Here is a 25,477-nt window from a genome sequence, read left to right as displayed (position 1 = left end):
CCAGCGGCAGACTGCCACCGCACGTCTGCCAGCCGCCGATGAGGCCGGGATGAGCACCACAATGCGACGCTGGTCCGTGGATTTGAAGTCCACCGCTTGGATGACCTCAAGATTGCTACAGCCTGTCGCTGATGCGCTGGTTGCCGGCGAGCTTGTGGGCATTCCGACGGAGACAGTCTATGGCCTCGGCGCGGACGCAACGAATGGGCGCGCCTGTGCCAACATTTATGCGGCAAAAGGTCGGCCGAGCTTCAACCCACTGATCTCGCATGTGGAAAGCCTCGATGCCGCACAGCGGCATGGTGTTTTTGACGAGCGCGCGTTGAAGCTGGCCCGCGCCTTCTGGCCAGGCCCGCTGACGCTGGTTCTTCCACGGCGCGATGGCTCTCCCATCGCGGACCTGGTCACGGCCGGGCTCGACACGCTGGCCCTGCGCGTTCCGGACGCCCCGGTCATGCGCTGGCTGGCTGAGGCCAGCGGGCGGCCGCTGGCGGCCCCCAGCGCCAACCTGTCTGGCAAGATCAGCGCAACCACGGCTGACGACGTCATCGCGGATCTTGGCGACAGGATCGGCCATGTGATTGATGCTGGCCCCTGCCCCATCGGCGTTGAGTCCACGATTGTCAGTCTCGCAGGGCCCCGAGCGACCCTGCTGCGACCGGGCGGACTGCCGCGCGCCGAGATCGAAGCCTTGATAGGCGAACCTCTCGCCCTTGCGGCCAGTGATGATGCCGCTCCCATGGCGCCGGGCATGATGACGTCGCACTACGCACCTGGCGCCAGTGTGCGCCTAGCGGTTACGGAGCTGCATCCGGGCGAGGCCCTGCTGGCCTTTGGCCCTGCCCTCCCCCGCAATGCGGATCTGGCTGTCGCACAGTTCAATCTGTCCGCGACCGGCGACCTGTCCGAAGCGGCGGCCAATCTCTTTACGGGTCTGCGCAGGCTCGATTTGTCTGGTGCCGGCTCAATCGCTGTCCAGCCGATTCCCTCGGAAGGACTCGGCGAGGCGATCAACGACCGTTTGCGCCGCGCCGCTGCGCCGCGAAGCTGAACCAGAGCAGCGGTTCGCCGACCTGGCTTGTGGCGCGAGCCAAGCAACGTGCCGACGACCGGGTGTATGGGATCGCCATATCAACGTTGTTTTAGCCGGCTTGCTTGCTCGCCTCGACAGGCTTTCCAATTCTTGCGCCCATGCGCCCCGCTGCGCACTTTAAAAACATCAATGCTTTCGAACATTGGGGATCAGAAGTTGCAAGGGAATCCGTGACATTTCCGGAATATATAGATTCTCAGCGCCTTTCTCTTGTATTCACCTTGATAAAATCATCTATTCCAGCCACATCACCAGTCATAATATTACGAATTATAATTCTTACGCAATTCAACAAGCCAGCAGGCATGCTGACATCGCAGATTACCGGCAAAAACGACAATCTGACGATAAATGATCGACGCTCTCATTCACTATTGTTAACAGGTTTGAACCACAAATTTACGGTAATCATCTCGCCATCCCGCAAGGGAATCACGTATCTATTTTTCATACAGGTGATGCAGCGGACCTCCCCTCGAGCATTGCGATGCTCGCACCTTCCAGAGGGCTTGGCCTCAAGGGCCAAGCCCTTTTTCTTGCGCCGGCCGACAGTCGGCCTGTATCTCGAACCCGTTTCCGGTGACATCTGAAAACGCTGCGGTTTGACACGCCTCATTGACAGCCCCACGGGCTTCACGCTCACTGACGCCTCTTGCCAGTTCTGGCGATCAGCTTCGGAGCCGACTTGTCTACCCTGTTCATCTCCCATCCGTGTTTCCTCGATCACCTGACGCCGATCGGTCATCCGGAGCGACCGGACCGGCTGCGGGCGATTGACCGTGTGCTGGAGCACGAGAGATTTCAGTCGCTGGAACGCGATGTTGCCCCGATGGGGACGGTGGAGGACATCGTCCGCGCGCATCCGGGCGCCTATGTTGACCGTCTCTACAAGTCGGCTCCCGAGGAAGGGCTCGTCCGGATCGACGCGGACACCACCATGTCGCCGGGCAGCTGGGAGGCGGCCTTGCGCGGAGTTGGCGGGGCCTGCCGCGCGGTTGACGAGGTTCTCACGCGCAAGGTCGACAACGCCTTTGTCGCGTCACGCCCCCCCGGCCACCATGCCGAACATGACCGGGCGATGGGTTTCTGCCTCTTCAACAATGTCGCCATTGCCGCCCGCTATGCCCAGGCCCGCCACGGCATCGGCCGGGTCGCCATCGTTGACTTCGACGTACACCACGGCAACGGCACGCAGGACATCTTCTGGGCGGACCCAAGCGTCATGTATGTCTCGACCCATCAGATGCCGCTGTACCCCGGCACCGGGGCAGCCGATGAACGCGGCGAGGCCGACACCATCGTCAACGTGCCGCTGGCGGCCGGCGACGACGGGCTGATCTTCCGCGAGGCCGTCGAGACCGCCGTTCTTCCGCGTCTTGAGATCTTCGCCCCGGAACTAATCCTGATTTCCGCCGGTTTCGATGCGCACGCCCGCGATCCGCTCGGCGGCCTTGCCTTGCTGGAAGCCGACTTCGGCTGGATCACACGGCAGCTCATGGACGTCGCCGACCGGCACAGCAACGGCCATGTCGTGTCGATCCTGGAAGGCGGCTACGACCTCGAGGGACTGGCGCGGTCCACAGCTGCCCATGTCATGACGCTGATGGCAGGCTGAACTCCGCTTGACCTTCGCCGCGGTTGCGGCGAGGGTCGCGCTCGATATTCATTCGACCAACAGCAATCAGAATTGGGTGCCATTCCGATTGCGGTCAGACATCCGCCAATTCAGCAGCCAGATGCCAAAGCCCGAGTCTCCTGCCATGACACAGACGCCTGCCGACCTCACCACGCTTTCCTTCGAGGACGCCCTGCGCCAGCTCGAACAGATTGTCCAGGCGCTGGAACAGGGCAACGTGCCCCTGGAACGCAGCATCGAGATGTACGAGCGCGGTGCCCAGCTGCGAGCGCATTGCGACCGTCTGCTGAAACAGGCCGAAGAAAAGGTCGAAAAGATCCAGCTCGGAGCTGACGGCCGCGCCCAGGGCACAACACCGCTTGATCCGGAAAGCTGATCAGGACAAGATTTTTGACATGTCGCCGTTGAGCTGGCGCGATCGACGCTGGGATAGCCGGGAGAATACTCTGCGTCATGACTGCGGACGAAGATGACACTCTCGATGCGTTGATCGACAGCGTTTACATGGCGGTCAATGCGCCAGCCCTGTGGCCGGATGTAGCACGCAGGATCGGCGCGCATTTGGGCGGCACAGCGTATCTTTTCGAGCTGAACGCGGCCGGCCGGCATACCGAGCGGTATTGTCCGCAGGACCAGGCCCAGCGGCCACTGCAGCTCCTGTCCGCCCTCCAGACATCAGCAAACCGGTCCATGCTGGCTTTTCTGCTGGGTGAGGCCGAGCTGCAGTCGCTCTATTGCAAGCAGGCCCTGACGTCGCACATCAACGATCAGTACGAGGCGTTGCCGGACGATGACCTGACCCGAACCCACGGGCTGCTGTCACCTGTGTTTGAGAGCGACGGTGGCCGCGTCATCTTCATGCTCCTCTACCCGCCAGATGGAACTGGCCTCAGCCCGGAAAACTATCCGTTCTCGCGCCGGCTGGCGCGTGCCCTCGGCCAGGGTCTGAAAGTTGTGCAAGAGCAGCGCCTGCAGGCGCAAAGCCTCCTGCGCGACCGCATGTTGATGCGGCATGACGGCGGTGCTGCCATTCTGGTGGATGGCGCACGCCGCGTGGTTGCGACCACTCCCGCCGGCACCACCGCCCTTGCGGCCACAGACTTGTTCGATACCCGAAGTGGGCGTCTGCAGATTGTACCGAAGGATGTCGACGACATCCTCGACGAGCTGCTGGCCGAGGTTCGCAGGTCCGCCCCTCCGCTGCCGGAGCCCCCGATGCTTCCCGTGATCAGGGACAGTCTGCACAGCCGCGCAGATGGGTCCCTGTGCCGCTTTATCCTGCGCAATGTTTGGCCGGCGCAGGATATGCATCCGAGCCCATCTGCCGGGCATGTTCTGATCACCCTTCGCGAAGCGCCTCAGATCTGCCGTGAAGCGCGCGACGCGCTGCAGTCGCTGTTCGGGCTGTCGAAAAGCGAGGCCCGCCTCGCCTATTACCTCGCGATCACGGGCTCCCTGGCGGAAACGCTGGAAACACTGGGCATCACCCGCAATACGGGAAAAACGCACCTGCGCCGGATTTACGAAAAGACGGGAACAACCTCACAGATAGAATTGTTCCAGCTGATTGTCCGCATTTCCGCGCTTTACTGAAGCTTGCGGGCCTGCCACTTGTTGTCGTATTGCTGGTTCTGCGTAAGGTTTATTACGTAAAAATATGTGCATGCATAAAAAAATGGGGCCGCGACACGCACGACCCCAGTTATCACTGTGCACGTGGCCCCATCGACCACGCAGAAGCATTATGACATTTTTTACTCAGTCGCATCACCCAGATGGGTGACATCATATATATCTGCAGGCCAACCTCAATCAGAGCGCGTGCGGACGCAGGCGATCACGCGGATCTCATTGCTGCAGTGTTTGCACACGATGCAGCCTTCGTGTAAGCGTCGATGCCTGTTTGCGCCTCTTGCGCCTGGCCTTGGGCAACCGTATTTGCACGGCACTCGCCAAGTCAGGCTGCGCCTGAGCATCTAAGCCCTGATCGGAAAAGGTCAGAAAACACGGCATTTGGAGTGGTTGAAAGCGTGTCCGTCAAGCCGCATACCCCCCTGCTCGATCTGGTGACTGATCTGTCGGTGCTGCGATCGATGCCTGAAGCCGACCTGCCTCAGCTTGCTCAGGAACTGCGAGCGGAAACGATTGACGCGGTGTCACAGACCGGCGGCCACCTTGGTGCTGGCCTCGGTGTCGTGGAACTCACCGTCGCAATTCATCACGTTTTCAACACGCCAGACGACCGCCTGATCTGGGACGTCGGCCATCAGTGCTATCCGCACAAGATCCTGACCGGCCGCCGCGACCGGATCCGCACCCTGCGCCAGCCTGAGGGCCTTTCCGGCTTCACCAAGCGCAGCGAGAGCGAATTCGATCCCTTTGGCGCAGCGCATTCGTCCACGTCGATCTCCGCAGGCCTCGGCATGGCCGTGGCACGGGATCTGGACGGCCGAAAGAACAACGTCATTGCTGTCATCGGCGACGGCGCCATGTCCGCAGGCATGGCCTATGAGGCCATGAACAACGCAGGCTCGATGAACTCACGCCTGATCGTGATCCTGAACGACAATGACATGTCGATCGCCCCGCCGGTGGGCGCAATGTCGGCCTATCTGGCCAAGCTGGTGTCCGGGCCGACCTACAAGTCGCTGCGCGATGCGGCCAAGCACATTGCCCGTGCCCTGCCACGTCCCTTGCAGGAAAAGGCGGCACGCGCGGAAGAATACGCGCGGGGCTTCTGGACCGGCGGAACCATGTTCGAGGAGCTGGGCTTCTATTATGTCGGCCCGGTTGACGGCCACAATCTGGAGCATCTCCTCCCCGTTCTGAAGAACGTGCGTGACACGCATCAGGGACCCGTTCTGATCCATGTCGTGACCCAGAAGGGCAAGGGCTACGCGCCTGCCGAAGGGGCACGGGACAAGTATCACGGCGTCGCAAAATTCGATGTCATCACCGGCAAGCAGGCCAAGCCCAAGGCCAATGCACCGAGCTACACGTCCGTCTTCGCCCAATCGCTGATCCAGGAAGCGGAGCGGGACGACAAGATCGTGGCCGTCACGGCCGCAATGCCGGAAGGCACCGGGCTCGACCTGATGCAGCAGGTCATGCCGGCGCGCGTCTTTGACGTGGGCATCGCCGAGCAGCATGCCGTCACCTTTGCCGCCGGTCTTGCCAGCGAAGGCTACAAGCCGTTCTGTGCGATCTATTCCACGTTCCTGCAACGCGGCTACGATCAGGTCGTGCATGATGTGGCGATCCAGGGGCTGCCCGTCCGGTTCCCCATCGATCGCGCCGGTCTTGTCGGCGCTGACGGACCGACCCATGCGGGCTCTTTCGACACGGCATTTCTCGCCTGCCTGCCAGGCTTTGTCGTGATGGCAGCCTCCGATGAGGCGGAGCTGCGGCACATGGTGGCGACAGCTGCTGCCTATGACGAAGGTCCGATTTCCTTCCGCTATCCGCGTGGTGAAGGCGTAGGCATTGACTTGCCCGAGCGCGGCCAGGTTTTGGAGATCGGCAAGGGCGTGATCCGCAAGGAAGGCACCAAGATTGCGCTGCTGTCCTTCGGAACCCGTCTGGCGGAATGCATGAAAGCCGCCGACGAGCTGGACGCCGCAGGGCTCTCGACCACCGTTGCCGATGCCCGCTTTGCCAAGCCGCTGGACATGGACCTGATCGCACGGCTCGCCCGCGAACACGAAGTGCTGGTGATGATCGAGGAAGGGTCTGTCGGGGGCTTCGGCAGCCATGTCCTGACCGCACTCGCCGATATCGGCGCGCTTGACCGTGGTCTCAAGGTCCGGTGCATGCGCCTGCCGGATCGCTATCAGGATCAGGACAAGCCCGAACAGATGTACAAGGATGCGCTGCTGACGTCAGAGGGCATTCTCGTCACCGTGTTCGAAGCTCTGGGCCGTGACATCAGCGGATCGGTCCGGACAGCATAAGACCTGATCGGCTGATGTTGCGGACACGATCCGCATCCGCCGGTCAGTCCCCTGTTCTCCATCGCAACAAGCCAGCCCAAATCGGCTATCATGCCAGCGTCCAGTGGCAGCATGTCCGTCTTGCTGTCGGCGACCAGGAATCCGGTCTCATGTTCAAGGCTCTTGCTTCGATCTCGGCGCTTCTGGCCTCGGTCGCCCTGCTGCTTGTCGGTCACGGCTTGCAAGGCACCTTGCTGCCGCTCGCGGCGCAACAGGCAGCTTTCTCAGATCTTGCGATCGGCCTGATCTCCTCGGCCTATTTCGTGGGCATGGTTGCGGGGTGCCTGGCGGGTCCATTCGTTATCCGCCGGGCCGGCCACGTCCGCGCCTTCGCGGCGCTGGTGTCGCTGATGTCGGCCGCAGTGCTGCTGCACCCGGTCTACGTTGATCCGGTCGCGTGGTTCGTGATCCGTGTGATCTCCGGTTTTTGCCTGGCCGGGTTCTACATGATCGTCGAGAGCTGGCTGAATGAGGCAGCGGACAACCGCAACCGCGGCATGATCATGTCGTTCTATATCGTCGTTCTCTACGCCGCGATGATGGTTGGCCAGATCTCGATTTCCTTCGTCGGCATCGAGAGTTTCGTGCCGTTCATTCTTGCCTCGGTCATGGTCAGTCTCGCCGTCATTCCTGTATCCCTGACGACATCGACCCAACCGGCGCCGATCACCATCGTCCGGTTTCGCCCGGTCAAGCTGTACCAGACGTCGCCGGCGGCCTTCGTCGGTTGCTTCCTGGTCGGACTGGCCAGCAGCGCCGTCTGGACGCTGGCGCCGATCTACGGAACACAGATCGGCCTGACGACCACGGAAGCCGCCTACTACGCCGCAGCCTTCATCGGCGGCGGTGTCATTGGCCAGTGGCCGTTCGGCCGGCTTTCAGACCGGATGGACCGGCGTCACGTGCTGTTGGGGCTCGCGCTTGCGACACTGGCGATTGCCGGCGCCATTGCGCTACTCGAGCCCCGCGCGCCATGGATGGCGACCGTCTGCGTCGTGGGCGTCGGGGCCGTGCTGCAGCCCGCCTATTCGGTGGCTGTGGCGCATGCCTTTGACCACGCCAAGGCCTCGGACTATGTCGAGACCTCATCGGGCCTGCTGCTGTCTTACGGGATCGGATCTATCATCGGGCCGACTGGCGCGTCGATCGCGATGCAGACTGTAGGGCCCTCGGGGCTCTACCTGCTCGTCGGCGCCGTCCAGTTGTTGACCATTGCCTTTGTGCTGACCCGACTTTTTGCCCGCGCAACGCCGGCGCAAGACATGAAGCGTGACTTTGGCCCGGAGGCGACGTCCCCGGTCGGCGCGGTGATCTCACCGGAACCGGGACATGCTGCGGACTGATGCAAAGGCCGGTCCTCAGCGAAAGCAAACCTCGGCATCGGGACTGCGGCAAGATTTCACTCGCCTACGGCCCGTTGCTCACCCATAGTGCGCCCATGCTCCGGACAGGCACCACATTCCGTTTCTTGCGCCGCGAACGGCATCCGATTGTCGTGCTTGGCATCGTGGCCTTGGTCGCCCGGCTGCTTCTGGTCTCGATCGGCCTGACCGGCACCGTCGCAACGGTGGATGCCTCTGCCTGGGCCGAGGGGCTGATCTGCACCTCGCAGGCTGGCGCTGGTGAACCCGTCCGCGGGCATGATCCGATCCATTGTGCCTGCGGCCCGGCGTGCCTGCATCTCGGTTTCTCGCCCGCACTGGACTTCTCCGCGCTACCAACGATCCTTGTCGTTACGGCGTCGTCGAGCCTGCCCTACGCAGATCAATCGCCCATTGCCTCCCTTGTCCGGAGCAAACGCCAGATTCGTGGTCCACCGCATTCCTGAAACGCCCGATCCAATCCGGACGCCGTCAAGGCGTAACATTGAATTCTGTTTCAGGACCTGATCATGACCCTTCTGAAGTCCCTCGTTGCTGCCACTCTCCTGTCGACCACGCTTGCCGCCAGCGCCCTTGCCGGCGAAGCCACTGTTGGCGACATCACCGTTCGCGATGCCTGGACCCGCGCAACGCCGCCGAATGCGATGGCTGGCGGTGGCTTCCTGATCATCACCAACAAGGGTACGGCCGACGACAAGCTGGTGGCTGCCAGCGCCCCCGTCACGGCGCGCACCGAACTGCACGAAATGGCCGTCATCGACGGCGTGATGAAGATGCGCCAGATGGAAAGCGGCATCCCGGTGCCTGCGGGTGCGACAGTCGAGCTGAAGCCGGGCGGCCTGCATGTGATGTTCATGGACATCAAGCAGCCGCTGAAGGAAGGCGAGACACTGCCGATCACCCTGACCTTCGAAAAGGCCGGAACTGTCACCGTCGACATGCCGATTGCGAAGATCGGCGCCAAGGAAATGAACCATGACATGCACGGCGGCCACGGTGGCCATGGCATGAAGAAGCCCTCCAACTAAGGCGAAACCAACATGTCGGCGCTCAAATTCGTGCGCTACGGGGCTTGGGCGGCAGTTGCCGCCCTTGCACTCGGCGCAGGTTATGTCAGCTACAAGCAGGTTGCGGGCGGCTCAGCCCCCGCGACCCTGATCGAACCGGTTGCCTCGATTGGCGGGCCCTTCTCGCTCGTCAATGGCAACAATGAACCCGTCTCGGATGCCACTTTCAAGGGCAAGCCGACCGTGATGTTCTTCGGCTTCACCTTCTGCCCGGACGTCTGCCCCACCACCCTGTCTGACCTGCAGGGCTGGATCGAGCAGCTCGGGCCGGACGCGGAGAAGCTGAACTATGCCTTTGTGACCGTTGATCCGGAACGAGACACGCCGCAAGTGATGAAGGACTATGTCGCCGCCTTCGATCCGCGGGTCCAGGCCCTGTCGGGGACACGGGAGCAGATCGATGCTATGATCAAGGCTTACCGGGTTTATGCCAAGAAGGTGCCGCTGGATGCCGGCGGCTACACGATGGACCACACGGCAGCCATCTATCTGATGGACAAGAACAATCGCTTTGTCGGCACCATCGCCTACGAGGAAAATCCGGAAACGGCTCTGGCCAAGTTGCGGCGGATGATCTCTGAAGCTGCGGCCAGCTGACGGGCATTCGGGAGCGTGGAAATGCAGTCGCGATACTGGATGGCAGGCGCAGGTGTTGGCGGCGGGGCCCTGGTCCTGGCGGCGAGCCTCGCCTGGCTGAAGTTCGGCGAAGCGATCTACTTTGAACGCCTGATGTCCGGCCTGGCTGGCTGCTTCTGATCTTTCCGTTATTTCAGGTACTTGAGATACATGGCGCAACGCGAAAGGCTGGACCAGCGGCTGGTTGATCTGGGGCTTACCCCCAGCCGGGCACGGGCCCGCGACGCGGTGCTGCGCGGCACGGTGACCGTGGATGGCCGCACCGCCACCAAGCCCGGCCAACCCGTTGACCTGACAGCCAAAATCGAGATCTCCGATCCCGCCGGTGCCTATGTCTCGCGGGCCGCGCTGAAGCTCATTGCCGCACTCGACGGCTTCGGGGTGTCGCCGGCCGGGCGCACCTGCCTCGATGTCGGGGCCTCGACCGGCGGCTTCACCCAGGTGCTGCTGGAGCGCGGGGCAGCCCGGGTGCATGCCATCGACGTCGGCCACGGGCAGATGCATGAGAGCATCTCGAACGACCCGCGCGTCAACCGGCGCGATGGTCTCAACGCCCGTGAACTGACGGCGCAAGACCTTGAAAACACAGCACCTTCCCTGATCGTCAGCGATGTCAGCTTCATCTCTCTGAAGCTCGCCCTGCCCCCTGCCCTCGACCTTGCCACACCCGGTGCCGAAGCGCTTCTGCTGGTCAAGCCGCAGTTCGAAGTGGGCCGCGAAGGCGTTGGCAAGGGCGGACTGGTGGCTCCAGACCGGGCCGAGGCCTCGGCCGGGGAGCTGCGGGACTGGCTCGACACTCTCCCCGGTTGGCAAGCGCTTGGACTGCTGCCCTCGCCCGTCACGGGCGGTGACGGCAACCGGGAATTCCTGCTCTACGGCCGCAAAACAAGCTGATTTCCAAGGGAAAGCTTGCGGGCCGCCTTCAAGCGGAGTATCGCACGGCCATGACTGACGCGACCCTCGACATCACCATTTCCACCCTCGGACATCTCGGCGACGGCATCGCCGAGGGACCGGATGGCCCCCTGTTCGTGACCGGCGGCCTGCCGGGCGATCACCTCAGGGTGTCGTTGCAGGGCAATCGTGCGACAATTCTGGAGATTCTGACGCCTTCGGCCCACCGCCGTGCGACAAATTCCGACCAGAACCACCATTGCGGCGGCTGCAGCCTGCAGCACATGGATGATGCGACCTATCTCGCCTTCAAGCATGACCAGGTGGTCCGGGCGCTCGCCGACCGGGGCATCGAGGTGCCCGTCGATCCGATCCTCGCCACCCCTCCCGGCAGCCGCCGCCGCGCCGTGCTGACCGCGCTCAGGGCCGGGCACAAGGTGCTGCTCGGCTACCACGAGAAGGGCAGCCACCGGCTGGTGGACCTCATTGAATGCCCGGTTCTGGACCCGGCGATCCTCGCCGCCGTACCGGGCCTGAAAAAGCTCGCCGAGCCGCTGATCCCGCGCAAGGGCGAGCTGCGCCTGACCGTGCTGTCAACCGCCGCCGGACTGGATGTGGCGATTGACGATCCGGTGACAGGCTACGAGAAGAAGCTGATCCAGGTCTCGGCGCTCGCCGCCGAGATCGGCCTCGCCCGCCTTGCCGTGAAGGGCGAGATCGTCATCGAGGCGCGGGCGCCGGTGCTGATGATCGGCAAGATCGCCGTCGTGCCGCCGCCGGGCGGCTTCACCCAGGCAAGCGCCGTTGCCGAGGAGGAACTGGCCCGGCTGACGCTGGAAGCCCTTGGCCTGTCAAAGAAGGCCGCCGACCTCTTCGCCGGCATCGGCACCTTCACCTTCCGCATGGCGCCGCTGATGTCGGTGCATGCGGTGGAGGCCGATGCTGCCGCCATTGCCGCGCTCGACAAGGCAAGCCGCGTGCCTTCGGGCCTCAAGAAGCTGACCTTCGAGCGCCGCGACCTGTTCCGCCGGCCGCTGATGGCCGCGGAACTCAATGCCTTCGACGCCGTCGCCTTCGACCCGCCGCGGGCCGGCGCGCAAGCCCAGGCCGAACAGCTTGCGCTCTCCAAGGTCAAGCGCATCGCCGCCATCTCCTGCAACCCGGCGACGCTTGCCCGCGACCTGCGCATCCTCCTCGACGGCGGCTACAAGCTCACCCGCGTGACCCCGGTCGACCAGTTCCTCTACTCCCCGCATGTGGAAGTGGTGGCAGCGCTGGAGCGGTGAGGGAGCGGGTACGTAGCATCGCGTTTATAGCGACGACTAAACTACAGATTTGGCTAGCATTAATACGAACACCTAGCAGCAGAGCTTTGGAACATACGGCAGCAAAACCAACACAACCACCAAATTAACTCCCTTAATAATTAACGCCAGACCCCGATCTTACTATCGAATTTCTTGCGACATTTTTACTTTTCGCACTCAAATAAACCGCCCACTCCAAAATAAAACCACCAAATACACTCGTCCAACAATGCATTGCTTTACGTCGACTTCATATCAATACTCATCGATGCATCGCAGAAAGTTTTTCTATTACTTTTTTATCAGAGATAATATTTACTAAAAATGTTCCATCAGGCTTACTCTTCACGAACTCAAAGACAGTGTTCGGCTCCAAGCCGGTGAACACATCAATGTGATTGCCCTTTATCGCTCCACCGACATCGGCGGCAAAGAAAAAGCCGTCGTGTATCTCTTCAGATCCCTTTGCGTTCACAAATTTTACGCCCTTCGCCGCCTCGATATAGAGTACAGACCCAATAGGAACCACGGCAGGATCGACAGCAATCGTACGAAATGGGACGAGTTTGAATCCCTTCACACCAAGTCCAAACGGGGCATTTACTTCCGACCAGCGAGTTCGGCCAAGTGCAACTGCCCAAGGCTTGGTACGGGATTTTGATGAAACAAAGGGCGTGCAGTCAATCTTGGGAGTTCCCTTGGAAGCGTAGTTGAAGGTCCGCCTGTTCTCCCCGTTCCCAACGATTATCGTTCCCTCAATAGCACCCAGACACCAATCCTTTTTCGACACCCGGGCGAGAATTTTATCGGTCACAGTTCGAATGGCGACACCATCCGCTTGTTCTGTTGCTAGATGCACGTAGTAATTTGTGGCCCAGAATTTAATACTCTCACTCGCGTCGACCGCCCCAGCACCGATAAACGTTAATCCGAGGAACATTGCCCCGCTAAAGAGATGAGTTAACTTTGATGTGTTTGCGAGCCTCATAACTTTGCCCCTATTTTCATCTGATTGAAATTAACTCGGAATGAATAGTACCTATTACTTTAACCCAACTAGCAAGATCGACATTCTGCGGATCATCGTGGCCGTCCGGCAGCCCTTCATCTATATTGAAATGGAACGCAGGTATCAGCCATTGCCCGGCTCTGACACTTGCAACAATATAAGCTAGTGCAAGGCGCTCCTGCTGCTTAGGACTCAGCCCTGGTTCAGGAGCAATCCACGCAAATGAATTTGCCGGTTTAATTCGAGGCTGCACATTCTCTACATGCGCGAACACTTTTTTCGATTGAGGCGCACGGCTGGCGCTCTCGATCTTCACGCCTGCCTTGGAGCGGCTCGCCTTCCAATCATTAAAGGTCCGGGAGCGGCCATCACGAGTTATAATCAAATGGACTCGGTCTTTGATCCCTGTCCAGATCCGGAGATTATTACCTTTGTAAGAAGCATCATCAATGTTCTTGGGAAAGCTGCCAGTCTCTTCGGGATAGCTTGTATCGTGAATAACGAAATAACGCAGGCTCTCAGCATCACCAGAGGCCACAGCGCCTCCCACATCATCCGGAGAAATCCCCTTTTTATCGAGGTAAGTCTTCAGTTGCTGAGCACTGACGTCCGGCGCAATAGTGATACGAGTAAGGAGCCACTGCGGTATCTTTTGGCTTGTTGAGCCAGTACCTTTGGGCTTCACTTTGCGAAGCAGGCAATCAGCTTGCTCTGTTGCGCTTCCTGCAAAGCTCAAAGTCTCCGAATTGAACTTGCAGCCACCGTAAACCGCGCCGTTTGCACCGCTCGGCATCGCCAACCCGGCCGCTAATGCCATGACAGACAGTCGAAAAGTATACATTTCCGCACTCCACCACCGACAGTTGACTTAGTTCTGCATCCTTTTGACCCGATCGTAAACACAAAATTCATGCTTCTTGCGGTTGCAAGTAGCGTGAACATTTGTGGACTAGCGCCCTCAGGAAGCCAGATTTGAGACGTTCGGGCTCCCTATCTCGGCACCATGTCCGTGCTGCGGCGAACCTGACAGGTCCCGGCACAGGGCCGGGACGGCGGGTGGGGTGGTGGCCGGGTGGGGCGGCTGTTGTGGATGCTTTAGGCGCCGGAGCGCGGGTCCTTCGGCGTGAAGGGGCGGAGCTGGCGCAGGAAAACAACAACGAAGTCTGATGGTTACTGGGCTCCTGCCTGCGCAGGAGCGACGAGGGAGAGGCAGGGTGACTTTTGACCCTGCGACATCCCGTGCCGGTCATCCCCGCCTCGTGCGCGGATCCATGCGGGCTTGGGGGATGGTGCACACTTCTGGTCAGCCGGAGCCTGGAGGCTGGATCCCCGCACAAGGCGGGGATGACCGCGGAGGGTGCGGCTCCCCGCCTCGCCACTCTCTCCGCGCTGTCCAGGCCTTGAGCCGGGACCTAATTGTTCTGCATGACCGGTGACCGGGCGGAGAGGCTGCGGTGCCCCTGACAGGTCCCGGCACAGGGCCGGGACGGCGGGGGTGGGGTGGTGTCGGGGGGCGGAGGGTGGCAGAGGGCCGCGCTCCAGGCGTTAAGCGTGCGCGCCTGCAGCACCTGCCGTTGCCCCGCAACCAAATCCAAAGCTTCGCTCTGAGCCTTTAGCGAGGCCCCTTACAGCACCCGTCCAGGGTTCAGCGTGTTGTTGGGGTCGAAGGCGGATTTGATGCGTTGCATCAGGTCGAGTTCGAGCGGGCTCTTTACCTCGCGCAGGAGGTCGCGCTTCAGGCGGCCAATGCCGTGTTCGGCGGAGATGGAGCCGTTGAACTCGTGCACGATGCCATGGACGAGGGCGTTCATCTCGTCCCAGCGGGCGATGTAGGCTTCCTTGTCTGCGCCGATCGGCTGGCTGACGTTGAAGTGGATGTTGCCATCGCCCAGATGCCCGAAGGGCACCGGGCGGCAGCCGGGGACCATGGCTTCGACGGCGGCAATCGCCTTGGCGAGGAAGGCCGGGATCGAGGCGACGGGCACGGACACGTCGTGCTTGATCGAGCCGCCCTCGGCGCGCTGCACCTCCGACATGCCGTGGCGGATGTGCCAGAAGTCCTGGGCCTGGGCCATGGACTCGGCAAAGGCCGCATCTTCGACGAGACCCTTCTCGTAGGCTTCGCCCAGGATCGACTCCAGGAGGTCCCGCACCGGGAAGGCCTCGGTGCCCGAGGACAGCTCCATCAGCACATACCAGGGATGGGTGCCGGCGAGCGGATCGCGGGCGCCGGGCAGATGGCGGATGCAGAACTCCAGGCCGACGCGCGGCATGATCTCGAAGCCGGTGAGAATCGGTCCCGCCTGCGCCTTGGCGGTGGAGAACAGGTCCAGCGCCGCTTCCGGGCTCGACAGGCCGATGAAGGCCACTTCCAGCTTCTTCGGCTTGGGGAAAAGCTTGAGCGTGGCGGCCGTGATGACCCCCAGAGTGCCCTCACCACCGATAAACATGTGTTTCAGATCGTAACCGGTATTGTCCTTGCGAAGGGCCCGGAGACCGTTCCAGACATCGCCGTTGGCCATGACGACCTCGAGGCCAAGGACCAGATCGCGGCTGTTGCCATAGGCCAGAACAGCGGTGCCGCCGGCGTTGGTGGAGAGGTTGCCACCGATCTGGCAGGACCCTTGCGAGCCCAGCGCCAGCGGGAACAGCCGGTCGACGGCATCTGCCTCGCGCTGCAGCGTCTCCAGCACCACGCCAGCCTCGACGGTGATGGTGAAGCCCTGCGGATCAACGTTGCGCACGCGGTTCAGCCTTGCCAGCGAAAGGACGATTTCCTCCCCGGATTCCTTGGGGATCTGGCCGCCGACGAGGCCCGTGTTGCCACCCTGGGGCACGATCTTGAGACCGTTTGCGTCGGCATATTTCAGCACCGCGCTGACCTCGTCCGTCGTGCCCGGACGCAGCACCATCGGTGTCACGCCCTGGTAGAGATCACGCCATTCGACGAGAAACGGCGCCTTGTCGGAGGCCGCGGTGAGCACATTCGCGGCACCGATCAGCTCGGCAAAACGGGCAGCGTGGTCGAGTTCAGCCATTCACGTCACTCCTCAAGCGGACGGCCCTCGGACAGGCCAGGCAGGTGTGGGGCCGCTACCATATCGCAAGCCGCCGGTCCAGACTTCGCAGAGCCGCAGGCGCACGGGGATGACTTGAAGCAGCAAGGGGCCTGTGCCATAGGAGGCCAGCCCGCCGGGCAGACTAAAGGCATACGCATCTGGAGAAAATGATGGCGGACACGCGCGGACTTATGAACGGCAAACGCGGCCTGATCATGGGCGTTGCGAACAACCGGTCGATTGCCTGGGGCATCGCCAAGGCCCTTTCCGACGCCGGTGCCGAGCTTGCGCTGACCTATCAGGGAGAGGCGCTGAAGAAGCGCGTCGAACCGCTTGCCGAACAGCTGGGCGCCATCGTTGCCGGCCATTGCGACGTGACTGATGCAGCCAGCATCGACGAGGTGTTTGCCCATCTGGAAAAGACCTGGGGCAAGATCGACTTCCTCGTGCACGCCATTGCCTTCTCCGACAAGGACGAACTGACCGGCCGCTATGTCGACACCACGCCGGGCAACTTTGCCCGCACGATGGACATCTCCTGCTATTCGCTGACCGCTGTCACCCAGCGCGCGGAAAAGCTGATGACCGACGGCGGTTCGATCCTGACGCTGACCTATTACGGCGCCGAGAAGGTCATGCCGCATTACAACGTCATGGGCGTTGCCAAGGCGGCGCTGGAAGCGAGCGTGAAGTATCTCGCCGTTGACCTTGGCCCGAAGAACATCCGCGTCAACGCCATCTCGGCCGGCCCGATCAAGACACTCGCCGCCTCAGGCATTGGCGACTTCCGCTATATCCTGAAGTGGAACGAGTACAACGCCCCGCTGCGCCGCACGGTCACCATCGAGGAAGTGGGCGATGCCGCTCTGTTCCTGTGCTCTGACCTTGGCCGTGGCGTGACCGGCGAGATCCAGCATGTGGACTGCGGCTACCATGTCGTCGGCATGAAGGCAGTCGACGCGCCGGACATTTCCGTCGTCAAGGACTGAGCCGGACGGTAGCGGAGCAGGCTGGGACCTCACCGGCGTCATCCCGGACGAGCGCCAGCTCGAGCCGGGACCGGAGGGGCGAGGTTTCCGTTGTTTCAATGAGAGAGTAGCCGACAGGCTCTGGCTCTCCGGTCCCGGATCTTCGCTTCGCTGCGTCCGGGATGACGTGGCGAGCCTGAAAATACTCCCCCGGTCCATTCCCATGGGCCGGGGTTTCGCATTTGTGAGGGCCGGTGTGCCTGGCTGGCATTGACAGGGCTGCGGGCGCTCGGGCACAGGAACGCTGCCCGCCCTTCCCGTTTCCTCCTTACGCTGGATTCGCCCATGTCCACCGGCCTCCCCTCTACCGGCCTCCCCGATCGCCTCATCTTCATCCGCCATGGCCAGACCGACTGGAATGCGGAAGGCCGCATGCAGGGGCAGAAGGACATTCCGCTGAACGAAACAGGGCGCGCCCAGGCTCGCCGCAACGGCGGCGCGCTGGCGAGCTTCCTGGCTTCAAAGGGCTGGCAGGCGGAGGCGTTCGATTTCGTGGCCTCGCCGCTGGGGCGCACGCGGGAGACGATGGAACTCGTCCGCGGAGCCATGGGCCTTGATGCGGCGGCCTACGCGCTGGACGACCGGCTGAAGGAGATCACCTTCGGCACCTGGGAAGGCTTCACGGTCGAGGAACTGGCGGTCAGTGATCCGGACCGCGTGGCGGCGCGGCGGGCGGACAAATGGGGCTTCACGCCGCCGGGCGGGGAAAGCTACGCGATGCTGACCACCCGCATCGGCGGCTGGCTCGCCAGCGTGGACCGACCGATGGTGGCCGTGATCCATGGCGGTGTCATCCGCGTGCTGCGCGGGCTGCTGGAGGGGCTGGAACCGGCTGCAGTTCCGCGCCTCGATGTGCCGCAGGACGTGGTCTATGTCTGGGACGACGGCCGCCTGACACTGGTGTAAGGCTGATTGCGCAAACACCCACAGCGCGGCCTCGCATGACGGAGAGCCTGATGATTCGGACCGCTGAGAGCGATGATCTTCCTGCCATCCTCGCGCTTTACCCGCGAGCATTTGCGGAGGAGGATCTGCGGCCCGTGGTGGAGGCGCTTGCCAAACTGCCGCATGGCGTGCTGTCGCTGGTGGCGCAGGCCGACGGCGGCCTGGCCGGGCATGTGATGTTCACGACTTGCGCTGCCGGACAGGGCGGACCTGCCGTCGGGCTTCTGGCGCCACTTTGCGTTGCCCCGGAACGGCAGCGGCAGGGCATCGGCGGCCAACTGGTGCGGGAGGGTTTCGCGCGGCTTGCGGCAGACGGAATTGCCTATGTGCTCGTCCTGGGCGATCCCGACTATTACGGCCGCTTCGGTTTCCAGCAGGAGCGCAGGATAAGCACGCCCTATGAACTGCCGCCCGAATGGTCTCCGGGCTGGCAGGGGCAGAGCCTGATCGAGGGGTTTATTCCGCCAGTGTCGACACTCGACGTGCCGGCTCCCTGGCGGCAGCCGTCCCTGTGGCTTCCCTGACGGGGAGACGGACGTCTGCCTACTGGATCTGCAGGTCGTAGAGCATCTTCTTGGAGCCGTCGACGTCGTAGAAGACGCGCACGAGCTGGCCGGGCTTCAGGTCATCGACGTAGAAGTCGACCGGGAACTGATACTTCTGGCCATCGGACAGGGTGATGGTGGCCGTTTCCGGGTTGATCTCGACGATCTTGCCTTCCGCTTCCTCGGCAGCAGCCCCCGAAATCGCAGCGCCTGACAGGAATACAGCAAGGCCAAGTGCGGCCAGACCCTTGTAGATTGACTTCATGTTCAACTCCGACTGGGACACGCCGGAAGCGGTCCCGGACTGACGTGCCGGTACGGTCCAATCTGTTGCGATCCTGACTCATGCCGGAGACGTGATCGCATGCACCGACGGCGCGACTTTATACGGGCCTATATGCCAACCAAAAGGCGTTTTCTTGGCAGGATCGGAATATCCCGTGTGAAGCGTTGGCAGCGATGCACTGGGCGTGAGACCGATCACATGGCAACCTGAGCAGCGATCATGTCGGATGAGAGGCACGGCAGGGATGACCGAGGCGAGTAGCGACACCTTCTATCTGGACCTGCCGGCGTTCTCCGACTTCAGCGGGGTGGCCGACGGCATGGCCTATGCCGCCGTGCCGGACGGCTGGCTAGTTGCTGCCTCCGATATCGTCCGGTCAACCGAAGCAATTGCGGCCGGGCGCTACAAGGACGTCAACATGATCGGCGTTGCCGTGATCTCTGCCCTGCTGAACCGGCTCGGGCGTGACCGGCTGCCTTTCGTGTTTGGCGGGGACGGCGCGATGGTGTTGCTGCCTGCTTCGGGCCGGGATGCCGCCGCTGAAGCGCTTGCAGGCGTTGCGCGCCTTGCCCGTGAGGCGGCCGGGCTGGAGCTGCGGGTGGCGTTGATACCCGTCTCTGACCTCAGGGCGGCAGGGGCCGACATCCGCCTGCGCAAGTTCGAGCTGAGCCCGGGCAACTTCCTCGCCATGGTCAGCGGCGACGGGCTGATGCTGGCCGAGCGCTGGCTGAAGGATGAGCTGCAGGGCGCGGCCTATCGCATCACGGACCCGAACCCCGCAACACCCGACCTCACCGGCTTTTCCTGCAACTGGGAACCGCTGCGCGCCCGCAACGGCCGCATCGTGTCGCTGATGGTCCGGACCACCGAGGCGGCCGGACCGGAGGGCCTTGCCCGGTTGATGCACGGTCTCAGCGACCATGCCGGCGTTGATGCGCGGGCCAGCGAGCCGCAGGAAGCGCCCGTCCAGGACGAAACACTGCGCATGCGGGCAGTGCCCGAGAGGCTGGCGACGCAAGTCCGGCTGTTCACGGGCGGCAGCCTGTCGCCATTGCTGATCCTTCGGACGCTGGTGCTGGTGGCGATGGTGCGCTTTTCGCGCTGGAGCGGCTGGCGGCTCGGATCGCTCGAGCCTGTCCGCTACATGCGCGAGATGCAGCTCAACACCGACTTCCGCAAGTTCGACGATACGCTGCGGCTGGTGATCGACGTGAGCGAGGCTCAGGCGGAGGCGCTCAAGGCGTATCTGGCGCGGGAGTACGCGTCGGGCCGTCTCATCTACGGCCTGACCGAAGCCGACCAGGCCTTGATGACCTGCTATGTCTCCGACTTTGCTGCCAGCCAGCATGTGCATTTCGTCGATGGGGCCAATGGAGGACTGGCGCTGGCCGCGCGTGACTTCAAACAGAGGCAGAAGGAGCTGGAACAGGCCATGCAACGGCCCTTGCCGGGCGGTCATGCCGGTGGCCAATCATTTGACGCTGCCGCCAAACCCGCCTAGAACCGGCCTGCCTTTCCTGTTGTTCCGTCCGGGCTGTCCATGTCGCACAATTCTTTCGGCCATCTGTTCCGTTTCACCACCTGGGGCGAAAGCCACGGCCCGGCCATCGGCTGCGTGGTGGATGGCTGCCCGCCGCTGATCCCGCTGACGGAAGCCGACATCCAGGGCTTCATGGACAAGCGCAAGCCGGGGCAGAACCGCTTCACCACCCAGCGGCAGGAGCCGGACCAGGTGAAGATCCTCTCTGGCGTCATGATCGACGACGACGGGGTGCAGAAGACCACGGGCACGCCGATCTCGCTGTATGTCGAGAACACCGACCAGCGCTCCAAGGACTATTCCGAGATCAAGGCGAGCTATCGCCCCGGTCACGCCGACTACACCTATGACGCCAAGTACGGCATCCGCGACTATCGCGGCGGCGGACGCTCCTCGGCGCGCGAGACCGCCATGCGCGTGGCCGCTGGCGCCATTGCACGTCTCGTTTTGCCGGGCGTCACCATTCGCGGCGCGCTGGTGCAGATGGGTCCGCACAAGATCGACCGCGCGGCCTGGGACTGGGCGGAAGTCGACAACAACCCGTTCTTCTGCCCGGACGCGAAGATGGCGGCCTTCTACGCCGAGTATCTCGATGGCATCCGCAAGGCCGGCTCCTCCGTCGGCGCGGTCATCGAAGTCGTCGCCGAAGGCGTGCCGGCCGGTCTTGGTGCGCCGCTCTATGGCAAGCTCGATCAAGACATCGCCAGCGCGCTGATGTCGATCAACGCCGTAAAGGCTGTCGAGATCGGCAACGGCTTTGACGCGGCGAGCCTGACCGGTGAGGACAATGCGGACGAGATGCGCGCCGGTGACACTGCCCCGCGTTTCCTCTCCAACAATGCCGGCGGCATCCTGGGGGGCATTTCCTCCGGCCAGCCGATCGTTGCCCGCTTTGCCGTGAAGCCGACGTCGTCGATCCTCAACCTGCGCCAGTCCGTCACGCGCGACGGCGAGGAAGTGGACGTGATGACGAAGGGCCGCCACGACCCTTGCGTCGGCATTCGCGCCGTGCCGGTGGGCGAGGCCATGCTGGCCTGCGTCCTGGCCGACCATTTCTTGCGCCATCGCGGTCAGGTGGGCTGATTTCAGCGAGACTGAAAACTTCTCATCTATTTCCTTGCGACTGAATAGGTCCTGCGCTAGGCTCTGCGCATGAGACTGGATCATTGGCTTGCACAGACCGGGGAAAGCCGCAGCGCCTTTGCGCGCCGCGCAGGGCTTTCGCCTGCCTCGGTCACCGCGCTCTGCAACGATCCCGGAGCCTGGGTGTCGCGGGACATGGCCCGCAAGATCGCCGAGGCCACGGGCGGTGCGGTGACGCCGAATGATTTTCTCGGCCTATCCACCACGAAGGAGCATCCCGTGTCCCAGGCCCGTGTAGCCGAAGCGATCCGTGCCTTTGAGCGCGGCGAGATTGTCGTCGTCACCGATGATGACGACCGCGAGAACGAGGGCGACCTGATCGTCGCCGCGACCAAGGTGACGCCGGAGCAGATGGCATTCATCGTGCGCCACACGTCCGGCATCGTCTGCGCGCCGATGACCGTCGAAGCGGCAAAGCGGCTGCGCCTTGATCCGATGGTGGCCAGCAATGATGCGCCGCTCTCCACCGCCTTCACCATTTCTGTCGACTACCGGCATGGCCTGACCACCGGCATTTCCGCCGATGAGCGCTGCGCCACCGTGCGCGGTCTGGCCAATCCCAACGCCGGCCCGTCCGACTTCGTGCGCCCCGGCCATGTCTTCCCGCTGATTGCCAAGGAAGGCGGCGTGCTGATGCGCTCCGGCCATACGGAAGCCGCCGTGGACCTGTGCCGTCTGGCCGGTCTCGAGCCGGTCGGCGTCATCTGCGAGCTGGTCAATGACGATGGCAGCGTCAAGCGCGGCGCGCAGGTGGCGGAATTTGCCGCCGAGCACGGGCTGAAGATGGTCTCCGTCTCCGACCTCATCGCCTGGCGCCAGCGCACCGAGCGCCTGATCGAGCGCGTCAACGAGCAGCCGGTGCAGACCGTTGCCGGACCTGCCTATGCCGTCACCTACGCCACGCCCTATGACCCGATGCACCACGTCGCCGTGATCTACGGCGACATTCTCGATGGCCGCAACGTGCCCGTTCGCCTGCAGCTGGAATCGGTGCTGGACGATGTCTTCGGCGCTGCCCAGCCGCTCGACGCGGTGATGAAGAGCTTTGCCGACCGGGGCCGCGGTGTGATCGTGTTCCTGCGCGAAGGCTCTGTGGGCGTTGCCCGCCAGTCCAAGCGCGCCCGCTCCGATCTGGAAGCGGCGGAAACCGAAGAGCATGGCTCGGCGCAGGTGCGCCAGGAGCAGTGGCGTGAAGTGGGCCTCGGCGCACAGATCCTCAAGGATCTCGGCGTCACCTCGATCCGCCTCCTGTCCTCACGCGAGCGGCACTACGTCGGCCTGGAAGGCTTTGACATCAAGATCGAGGCGACGGAGATCGCTGAAACCTGAGGCGCGACGGAAGGTGGCGGGTTGCCATACTCCGTCACCTTCGTCGCTCCTGCGAAGGCAGGAGCCTAGTAATCGGGGCGAGAGTTGGTTGGGGATCCTCGGAAAACCCCAAGGAAAGTTGGTGGTTACTGGGCTCCTGCCTGCGCAGGAGCGACGAGGTTTGAGGCCTTGCCGTGCGCAGCATGACAGCGGCAAGTGGTACGTCGGCCAAGTCGACGCGGTTGCCCCACTCGTCGCTCTGCAAGCGAGTTGGCCCCGGCTCGGCGCTGCGCCTGGCCGGGGTGACGAAACTGAAGCACAGCCAAGAAAGCCCCCCTGCCTGACGGCAGAGGGGCTTTTTCGTTACTTGAGGTGTTCCTGGAAGAAGGCGACGGTGCGCTCTTCCAGTCCGGTGATCCGTGCCAAACGCCCCGGCGGGACGTCGCCGGCGATTTCGAGGATCAGCTTGCGGCGCACGGCGGCGGCGAAGCTCTCGGCATTCTCGGCGCTGACGACGAAGGAGCCCGGGCCGCCGATGATCATCTCGCCGAAGGCGGCCTCGAGATCATAGGACGAGGGACGGCCGGAGCAGGAGCGGCAGAGGACGGCGAGGCCATTGATGATGATGCCGGCCTTGACCACCTCGTCGCGCGCCACGGTGATCGCCGGGCCGCCCCAGTTGCCGGCGCTGTCGGCCGACAAGTCGATGACGCGGCGCATGCCGGTGAAGGCGTTTGTCTCCAGCTGGGCCTTGCCATAGAGCAGCGCCGAGCCGATGGCATTGCGGCCATAGGCCTTGCGCGGGCGGCCTTCGGTGAGGGCTGCGGCGAAGCTGGCGGCACTTTCGGCGCTGTCGATGATGGTCCAGTCGACCACCATGTCCTGCGAGCCGGGTCCGGCCCATTCGGCATAGGCGACCGCGATGCGGCCGATCATGTTGCCGGTGATGGCGGAGAGAACCGATGGATCGACAATGGCCTCGGCATAGCCCAGGCGCTGGAAGCGGATCTCGTCATCGTCGATCGAGCCGGTGGCATCGGCGAGCAGGATGAGTTCCAGATCCACTTCGGTCTGCGCATGGGCAGGCTGGGGCAAGATCAGCCCCTGCCCCGCCAGCGCGACCAGCATCAGCATCCATAAAACCAATGATCGCATGCCCGCCCCTCCGGCTTCCACACCTCCACAAGCTACCGCGTTGACGCAGCGAGGGGAGAGCAAGCTTTGGGCAATGACGCCATTGTGAAGAGGGGGAAGGTGCGGGACCTCCGTTTGGCGAGAAGCCCCTCCCTCACCGGCGTCATCCCGGCCACGCGCAGCGCCGAGCCGGGACCGGAGGGGCGAGGTCTCACGTTTTCAATGCGCGCGCAGACGACATGCCCGGGCTCTCCGGTCCCGGGTCTCCGCTTCGCTGCGCCCGGGATTGTTTGTTGTCCGAGGTGCTAGGGTAAAGGGGAAGCTGCGACCCTTAACCCGCAGCTTCAGCGTCAGGCGACCGTCCCGGGGTCGGGTTTTCACCCGCTGTCATCATGGCTCCCTGACGCTTCCCTTTTCCCGCTTGGAGAGTTGATTGGGCCTCTGGCTGACACCCACGCCCGCAAACAATCCGAAGCACGTCAAGGATAGCACGGCCATGCCCGCCCTGCAGCAGCCTCCCGCCCATGTCTGCGGCTTCGATGTCGCCAAGGACAGCATCACCGCCTTCGACACCGCCACCGGCCGTGTCACGACCTTCCCCAACCGCTCCGCCAGCATCCGCAAGGCGCTGACAGGCCTGTCGGCCGACTGCCTGTGCGTGTTGGAGCCGACCGGCGGCCACGAGCGCCTGCTGGTGGGCGAACTGACGGCAGCAGGCCTTGCCTGCCACCGGGCCGATACCGTTAAGGTCAAGGCATTCAGCCGGTCCTTCGGCCGTCTTGCCAAGACAGACGCCATCGATGCCCAGGCTCTGGCCCGCTATGGCGAGGAGCGCTGGAAGACACTCGCCCTGTTCACGCCGGCCGATGAGACCCAGAGCACACTCGCCAGCCTCAATGCCCGCCGTCAGGAGCTTCTCGCCCTCAAGGTGGCCGAGCAGAACCGCTCAAAGATCCCCGGAGAGGGACCTGGCATCGCGATCATCCGCCGCTCCTGCCAGGTCATCCTGCGGGCGATCCTGCACGAGATCGAGGCCATCGACGCCGCCATCGAGGCGCTCGTCGACGCCTCGCCGCAGCTCGCCCGCCGGATCGAGGTCTGCTGCTCCCTGCCGGGCGTGGGCAAGCGCACCGCCATCACCCTCGCCGCAACCATGCCGGAACTGGGAACGATGGACCGGCGCCAGGCCGCAAGCCTCGCCGGGGTCGCCCCTCATCCGAAGGACAGCGGAACCCTCAAGGGATATCGCCGGATGCACGGCGGACGCTCCACCGTCAAGCCGGCCCTCTTCATGGCCGCCTTGTCCGCAAGCCGCGCAAACGGGCCATTAAAGGAGGTCTATCAAAGGCTTATCAACAACGGGAAGAAGCCAATCCTCGCAATCGCCGCCCTCATGCGAAAGATCATCGTCATCCTGAACGCAAGGATCAGGCAAAACGCACAACAACAGAGTTGATGACGGCGGAGGGTGTGTCA

The 25,477-nt window shown here is 63.0% G+C and carries 24 protein-coding genes; 19 read left to right on the top strand and 5 right to left on the bottom strand.

Annotated elements, in window-relative coordinates; translation table 11 throughout:
• Positions 1 to 61 precede the first annotated feature (61 nt).
• From OVA12_RS19280 to OVA12_RS19225, 12 genes are all read left to right on the top strand, one after another.
• A complete protein-coding gene (locus OVA12_RS19280) occupies positions 62 to 1,051 on the top strand; it encodes an L-threonylcarbamoyladenylate synthase (RefSeq protein ID WP_442793926.1) in 990 nt (329 codons plus the stop codon).
• Positions 1,052 to 1,778: 727 nt separating this feature from the next.
• Positions 1,779 to 2,708 carry a histone deacetylase family protein gene (locus tag OVA12_RS19275; protein WP_268140184.1) on the top strand — a complete coding sequence of 310 codons (930 nt, stop codon included), beginning with the start codon at positions 1,779 to 1,781 and terminating at the stop codon, positions 2,706 to 2,708.
• A 145-nt stretch (positions 2,709 to 2,853) separates the two neighbouring features.
• Positions 2,854 to 3,105 (top strand): exodeoxyribonuclease VII small subunit, encoded by a 252-nt coding sequence (locus OVA12_RS19270; RefSeq protein WP_268140182.1) that lies wholly within the window; start codon positions 2,854 to 2,856, stop codon positions 3,103 to 3,105.
• Between the two features lie 77 nt (positions 3,106 to 3,182).
• Positions 3,183 to 4,322 (top strand): helix-turn-helix transcriptional regulator, encoded by a 1,140-nt coding sequence (locus OVA12_RS19265; RefSeq protein ID WP_268140180.1) that lies wholly within the window; start codon positions 3,183 to 3,185, stop codon positions 4,320 to 4,322.
• A gap of 437 nt (positions 4,323 to 4,759) precedes the next feature.
• Positions 4,760 to 6,679, top strand: coding sequence for a 1-deoxy-D-xylulose-5-phosphate synthase (dxs, locus tag OVA12_RS19260; RefSeq protein WP_268140178.1), 1,920 nt, complete (start codon positions 4,760 to 4,762; stop codon positions 6,677 to 6,679).
• Between the two features lie 149 nt (positions 6,680 to 6,828).
• Positions 6,829 to 8,061: an MFS transporter gene (locus tag OVA12_RS19255; RefSeq protein WP_268140176.1), complete on the top strand. Its 1,233-nt coding sequence runs from the start codon at positions 6,829 to 6,831 to the stop codon at positions 8,059 to 8,061.
• Between the two features lie 95 nt (positions 8,062 to 8,156).
• Positions 8,157 to 8,546, top strand: coding sequence for a hypothetical protein (locus OVA12_RS19250; RefSeq protein WP_268140174.1), 390 nt, complete (start codon positions 8,157 to 8,159; stop codon positions 8,544 to 8,546).
• A gap of 63 nt (positions 8,547 to 8,609) precedes the next feature.
• Entirely contained in the window at positions 8,610 to 9,128 is a 519-nt protein-coding gene (locus OVA12_RS19245; protein WP_268140171.1) for a copper chaperone PCu(A)C, read from the top strand.
• Positions 9,129 to 9,140: 12 nt separating this feature from the next.
• On the top strand, positions 9,141 to 9,764 hold the full coding sequence (locus OVA12_RS19240) for an SCO family protein (RefSeq protein WP_268140169.1): 624 nt from the start codon (positions 9,141 to 9,143) through the stop codon (positions 9,762 to 9,764).
• 21 nt (positions 9,765 to 9,785) lie between these two features.
• Complete coding sequence (locus OVA12_RS19235) at positions 9,786 to 9,923, top strand: hypothetical protein (protein WP_268140166.1); 138 nt, start codon at positions 9,786 to 9,788, stop codon at positions 9,921 to 9,923.
• Positions 9,924 to 9,953: 30 nt separating this feature from the next.
• Complete coding sequence (locus OVA12_RS19230; RefSeq protein WP_268140163.1) at positions 9,954 to 10,697, top strand: TlyA family RNA methyltransferase; 744 nt, start codon at positions 9,954 to 9,956, stop codon at positions 10,695 to 10,697.
• 50 nt (positions 10,698 to 10,747) lie between these two features.
• Positions 10,748 to 11,983, top strand: coding sequence for a class I SAM-dependent RNA methyltransferase (locus OVA12_RS19225; RefSeq protein WP_268140161.1), 1,236 nt, complete (start codon positions 10,748 to 10,750; stop codon positions 11,981 to 11,983).
• Between the two features lie 283 nt (positions 11,984 to 12,266).
• Here OVA12_RS19225 and OVA12_RS19220 read toward each other — a convergent pair whose 3' ends face one another.
• From OVA12_RS19220 to OVA12_RS19210, 3 genes are all read right to left on the bottom strand, one after another.
• Positions 12,267 to 12,992, bottom strand: coding sequence for a 3D domain-containing protein (locus OVA12_RS19220; protein ID WP_326493924.1), 726 nt, complete (start codon positions 12,990 to 12,992; stop codon positions 12,267 to 12,269).
• A 16-nt stretch (positions 12,993 to 13,008) separates the two neighbouring features.
• Positions 13,009 to 13,854 carry a hypothetical protein gene (locus OVA12_RS19215; RefSeq protein WP_268140159.1) on the bottom strand — a complete coding sequence of 282 codons (846 nt, stop codon included), beginning with the start codon at positions 13,852 to 13,854 and terminating at the stop codon, positions 13,009 to 13,011.
• A gap of 784 nt (positions 13,855 to 14,638) precedes the next feature.
• On the bottom strand, positions 14,639 to 16,051 hold the full coding sequence (locus tag OVA12_RS19210; protein WP_268140156.1) for an FAD-binding oxidoreductase: 1,413 nt from the start codon (positions 16,049 to 16,051) through the stop codon (positions 14,639 to 14,641).
• Positions 16,052 to 16,242: 191 nt separating this feature from the next.
• Here OVA12_RS19210 and fabI point away from each other — a divergent pair, with 191 nt between their 5' ends.
• From fabI to OVA12_RS19195, 3 genes are all read left to right on the top strand, one after another.
• A complete protein-coding gene (gene fabI, locus OVA12_RS19205; protein WP_106755375.1) occupies positions 16,243 to 17,061 on the top strand; it encodes an enoyl-ACP reductase FabI in 819 nt (272 codons plus the stop codon).
• Between the two features lie 324 nt (positions 17,062 to 17,385).
• Positions 17,386 to 18,006, top strand: a complete 621-nt coding sequence (locus tag OVA12_RS19200) for a histidine phosphatase family protein (protein WP_268140152.1) — start codon at positions 17,386 to 17,388, stop codon at positions 18,004 to 18,006.
• A gap of 50 nt (positions 18,007 to 18,056) precedes the next feature.
• Complete coding sequence (locus OVA12_RS19195) at positions 18,057 to 18,569, top strand: GNAT family N-acetyltransferase (RefSeq protein ID WP_268140149.1); 513 nt, start codon at positions 18,057 to 18,059, stop codon at positions 18,567 to 18,569.
• 19 nt (positions 18,570 to 18,588) lie between these two features.
• Here the strand turns inward: OVA12_RS19195 and OVA12_RS19190 are convergent, their stop codons facing one another.
• The gene (locus OVA12_RS19190) at positions 18,589 to 18,855 is read right to left on the bottom strand and encodes a DUF1344 domain-containing protein (RefSeq protein ID WP_268140147.1); all 267 of its coding nucleotides are present in this window, start codon (positions 18,853 to 18,855) and stop codon (positions 18,589 to 18,591) included.
• Between the two features lie 265 nt (positions 18,856 to 19,120).
• On the opposite strand from OVA12_RS19190, the gene OVA12_RS19185 reads away from it, so the two are divergent.
• The 3 genes from OVA12_RS19185 to ribB all read left to right on the top strand — a co-directional run bounded on the left by OVA12_RS19185 (position 19,121) and on the right by ribB (position 22,888).
• Positions 19,121 to 20,377 (top strand): DUF3095 family protein, encoded by a 1,257-nt coding sequence (locus tag OVA12_RS19185; RefSeq protein ID WP_268140145.1) that lies wholly within the window; start codon positions 19,121 to 19,123, stop codon positions 20,375 to 20,377.
• Positions 20,378 to 20,416: 39 nt separating this feature from the next.
• Complete coding sequence (gene aroC / locus OVA12_RS19180) at positions 20,417 to 21,499, top strand: chorismate synthase (RefSeq protein ID WP_268140143.1); 1,083 nt, start codon at positions 20,417 to 20,419, stop codon at positions 21,497 to 21,499.
• A gap of 69 nt (positions 21,500 to 21,568) precedes the next feature.
• Positions 21,569 to 22,888, top strand: a complete 1,320-nt coding sequence (gene ribB, locus OVA12_RS19175; RefSeq protein ID WP_268140141.1) for a 3,4-dihydroxy-2-butanone-4-phosphate synthase — start codon at positions 21,569 to 21,571, stop codon at positions 22,886 to 22,888.
• 342 nt (positions 22,889 to 23,230) lie between these two features.
• On the opposite strand, the gene OVA12_RS19170 is transcribed toward ribB, so the two are convergent.
• A complete protein-coding gene (locus tag OVA12_RS19170; RefSeq protein ID WP_268140139.1) occupies positions 23,231 to 24,022 on the bottom strand; it encodes a DUF1194 domain-containing protein in 792 nt (263 codons plus the stop codon).
• Positions 24,023 to 24,497: 475 nt separating this feature from the next.
• Between OVA12_RS19170 and OVA12_RS19165 the strand changes: the two genes are divergently transcribed.
• Positions 24,498 to 25,457, top strand: coding sequence for an IS110 family transposase (locus OVA12_RS19165; protein ID WP_268134326.1), 960 nt, complete (start codon positions 24,498 to 24,500; stop codon positions 25,455 to 25,457).
• The last annotated feature ends 20 nt before the right edge of the window (positions 25,458 to 25,477 follow it).

Origin of the sequence: Pannonibacter sp. SL95 (genome assembly GCF_026672425.1) — a bacterium.
Lineage (GTDB): Bacteria > Pseudomonadota > Alphaproteobacteria > Rhizobiales > Stappiaceae > Pannonibacter.
Note: the sequence above shows the minus strand (reverse complement) of the source record. Positions and strands in the feature narration are given on the sequence as shown.

Excerpts from the sequence above, each read along its gene's own strand:
- OVA12_RS19280 (WP_442793926.1), top strand. The coding sequence starts at position 62 with ATGCGACGCTGGTCCGTGGATTTGAAGTCCACCGCTTGGATGACCTCA.
- OVA12_RS19270 (WP_268140182.1), top strand. The coding sequence starts at position 2,854 with ATGACACAGACGCCTGCCGACCTCACCACGCTTTCCTTCGAGGACGCC.
- OVA12_RS19265 (WP_268140180.1), top strand. The coding sequence starts at position 3,183 with ATGACTGCGGACGAAGATGACACTCTCGATGCGTTGATCGACAGCGTT.
- OVA12_RS19255 (WP_268140176.1), top strand. The coding sequence starts at position 6,829 with ATGTTCAAGGCTCTTGCTTCGATCTCGGCGCTTCTGGCCTCGGTCGCC.
- OVA12_RS19250 (WP_268140174.1), top strand. The coding sequence starts at position 8,157 with ATGCTCCGGACAGGCACCACATTCCGTTTCTTGCGCCGCGAACGGCAT.
- OVA12_RS19245 (WP_268140171.1), top strand. The coding sequence starts at position 8,610 with ATGACCCTTCTGAAGTCCCTCGTTGCTGCCACTCTCCTGTCGACCACG.
- OVA12_RS19240 (WP_268140169.1), top strand. The coding sequence starts at position 9,141 with ATGTCGGCGCTCAAATTCGTGCGCTACGGGGCTTGGGCGGCAGTTGCC.
- OVA12_RS19235 (WP_268140166.1), top strand. The coding sequence starts at position 9,786 with ATGCAGTCGCGATACTGGATGGCAGGCGCAGGTGTTGGCGGCGGGGCC.
- OVA12_RS19230 (WP_268140163.1), top strand. The coding sequence starts at position 9,954 with ATGGCGCAACGCGAAAGGCTGGACCAGCGGCTGGTTGATCTGGGGCTT.
- OVA12_RS19225 (WP_268140161.1), top strand. The coding sequence starts at position 10,748 with ATGACTGACGCGACCCTCGACATCACCATTTCCACCCTCGGACATCTC.
- OVA12_RS19220 (WP_326493924.1), bottom strand. The coding sequence starts at position 12,992 with ATGAGGCTCGCAAACACATCAAAGTTAACTCATCTCTTTAGCGGGGCA.
- OVA12_RS19215 (WP_268140159.1), bottom strand. The coding sequence starts at position 13,854 with ATGTATACTTTTCGACTGTCTGTCATGGCATTAGCGGCCGGGTTGGCG.
- OVA12_RS19210 (WP_268140156.1), bottom strand. The coding sequence starts at position 16,051 with ATGGCTGAACTCGACCACGCTGCCCGTTTTGCCGAGCTGATCGGTGCC.
- fabI (WP_106755375.1), top strand. The coding sequence starts at position 16,243 with ATGGCGGACACGCGCGGACTTATGAACGGCAAACGCGGCCTGATCATG.
- OVA12_RS19200 (WP_268140152.1), top strand. The coding sequence starts at position 17,386 with ATGTCCACCGGCCTCCCCTCTACCGGCCTCCCCGATCGCCTCATCTTC.
- OVA12_RS19195 (WP_268140149.1), top strand. The coding sequence starts at position 18,057 with ATGATTCGGACCGCTGAGAGCGATGATCTTCCTGCCATCCTCGCGCTT.
- OVA12_RS19190 (WP_268140147.1), bottom strand. The coding sequence starts at position 18,855 with ATGAAGTCAATCTACAAGGGTCTGGCCGCACTTGGCCTTGCTGTATTC.
- OVA12_RS19185 (WP_268140145.1), top strand. The coding sequence starts at position 19,121 with ATGACCGAGGCGAGTAGCGACACCTTCTATCTGGACCTGCCGGCGTTC.
- aroC (WP_268140143.1), top strand. The coding sequence starts at position 20,417 with ATGTCGCACAATTCTTTCGGCCATCTGTTCCGTTTCACCACCTGGGGC.
- ribB (WP_268140141.1), top strand. The coding sequence starts at position 21,569 with ATGAGACTGGATCATTGGCTTGCACAGACCGGGGAAAGCCGCAGCGCC.
- OVA12_RS19170 (WP_268140139.1), bottom strand. The coding sequence starts at position 24,022 with ATGCGATCATTGGTTTTATGGATGCTGATGCTGGTCGCGCTGGCGGGG.
- OVA12_RS19165 (WP_268134326.1), top strand. The coding sequence starts at position 24,498 with ATGCCCGCCCTGCAGCAGCCTCCCGCCCATGTCTGCGGCTTCGATGTC.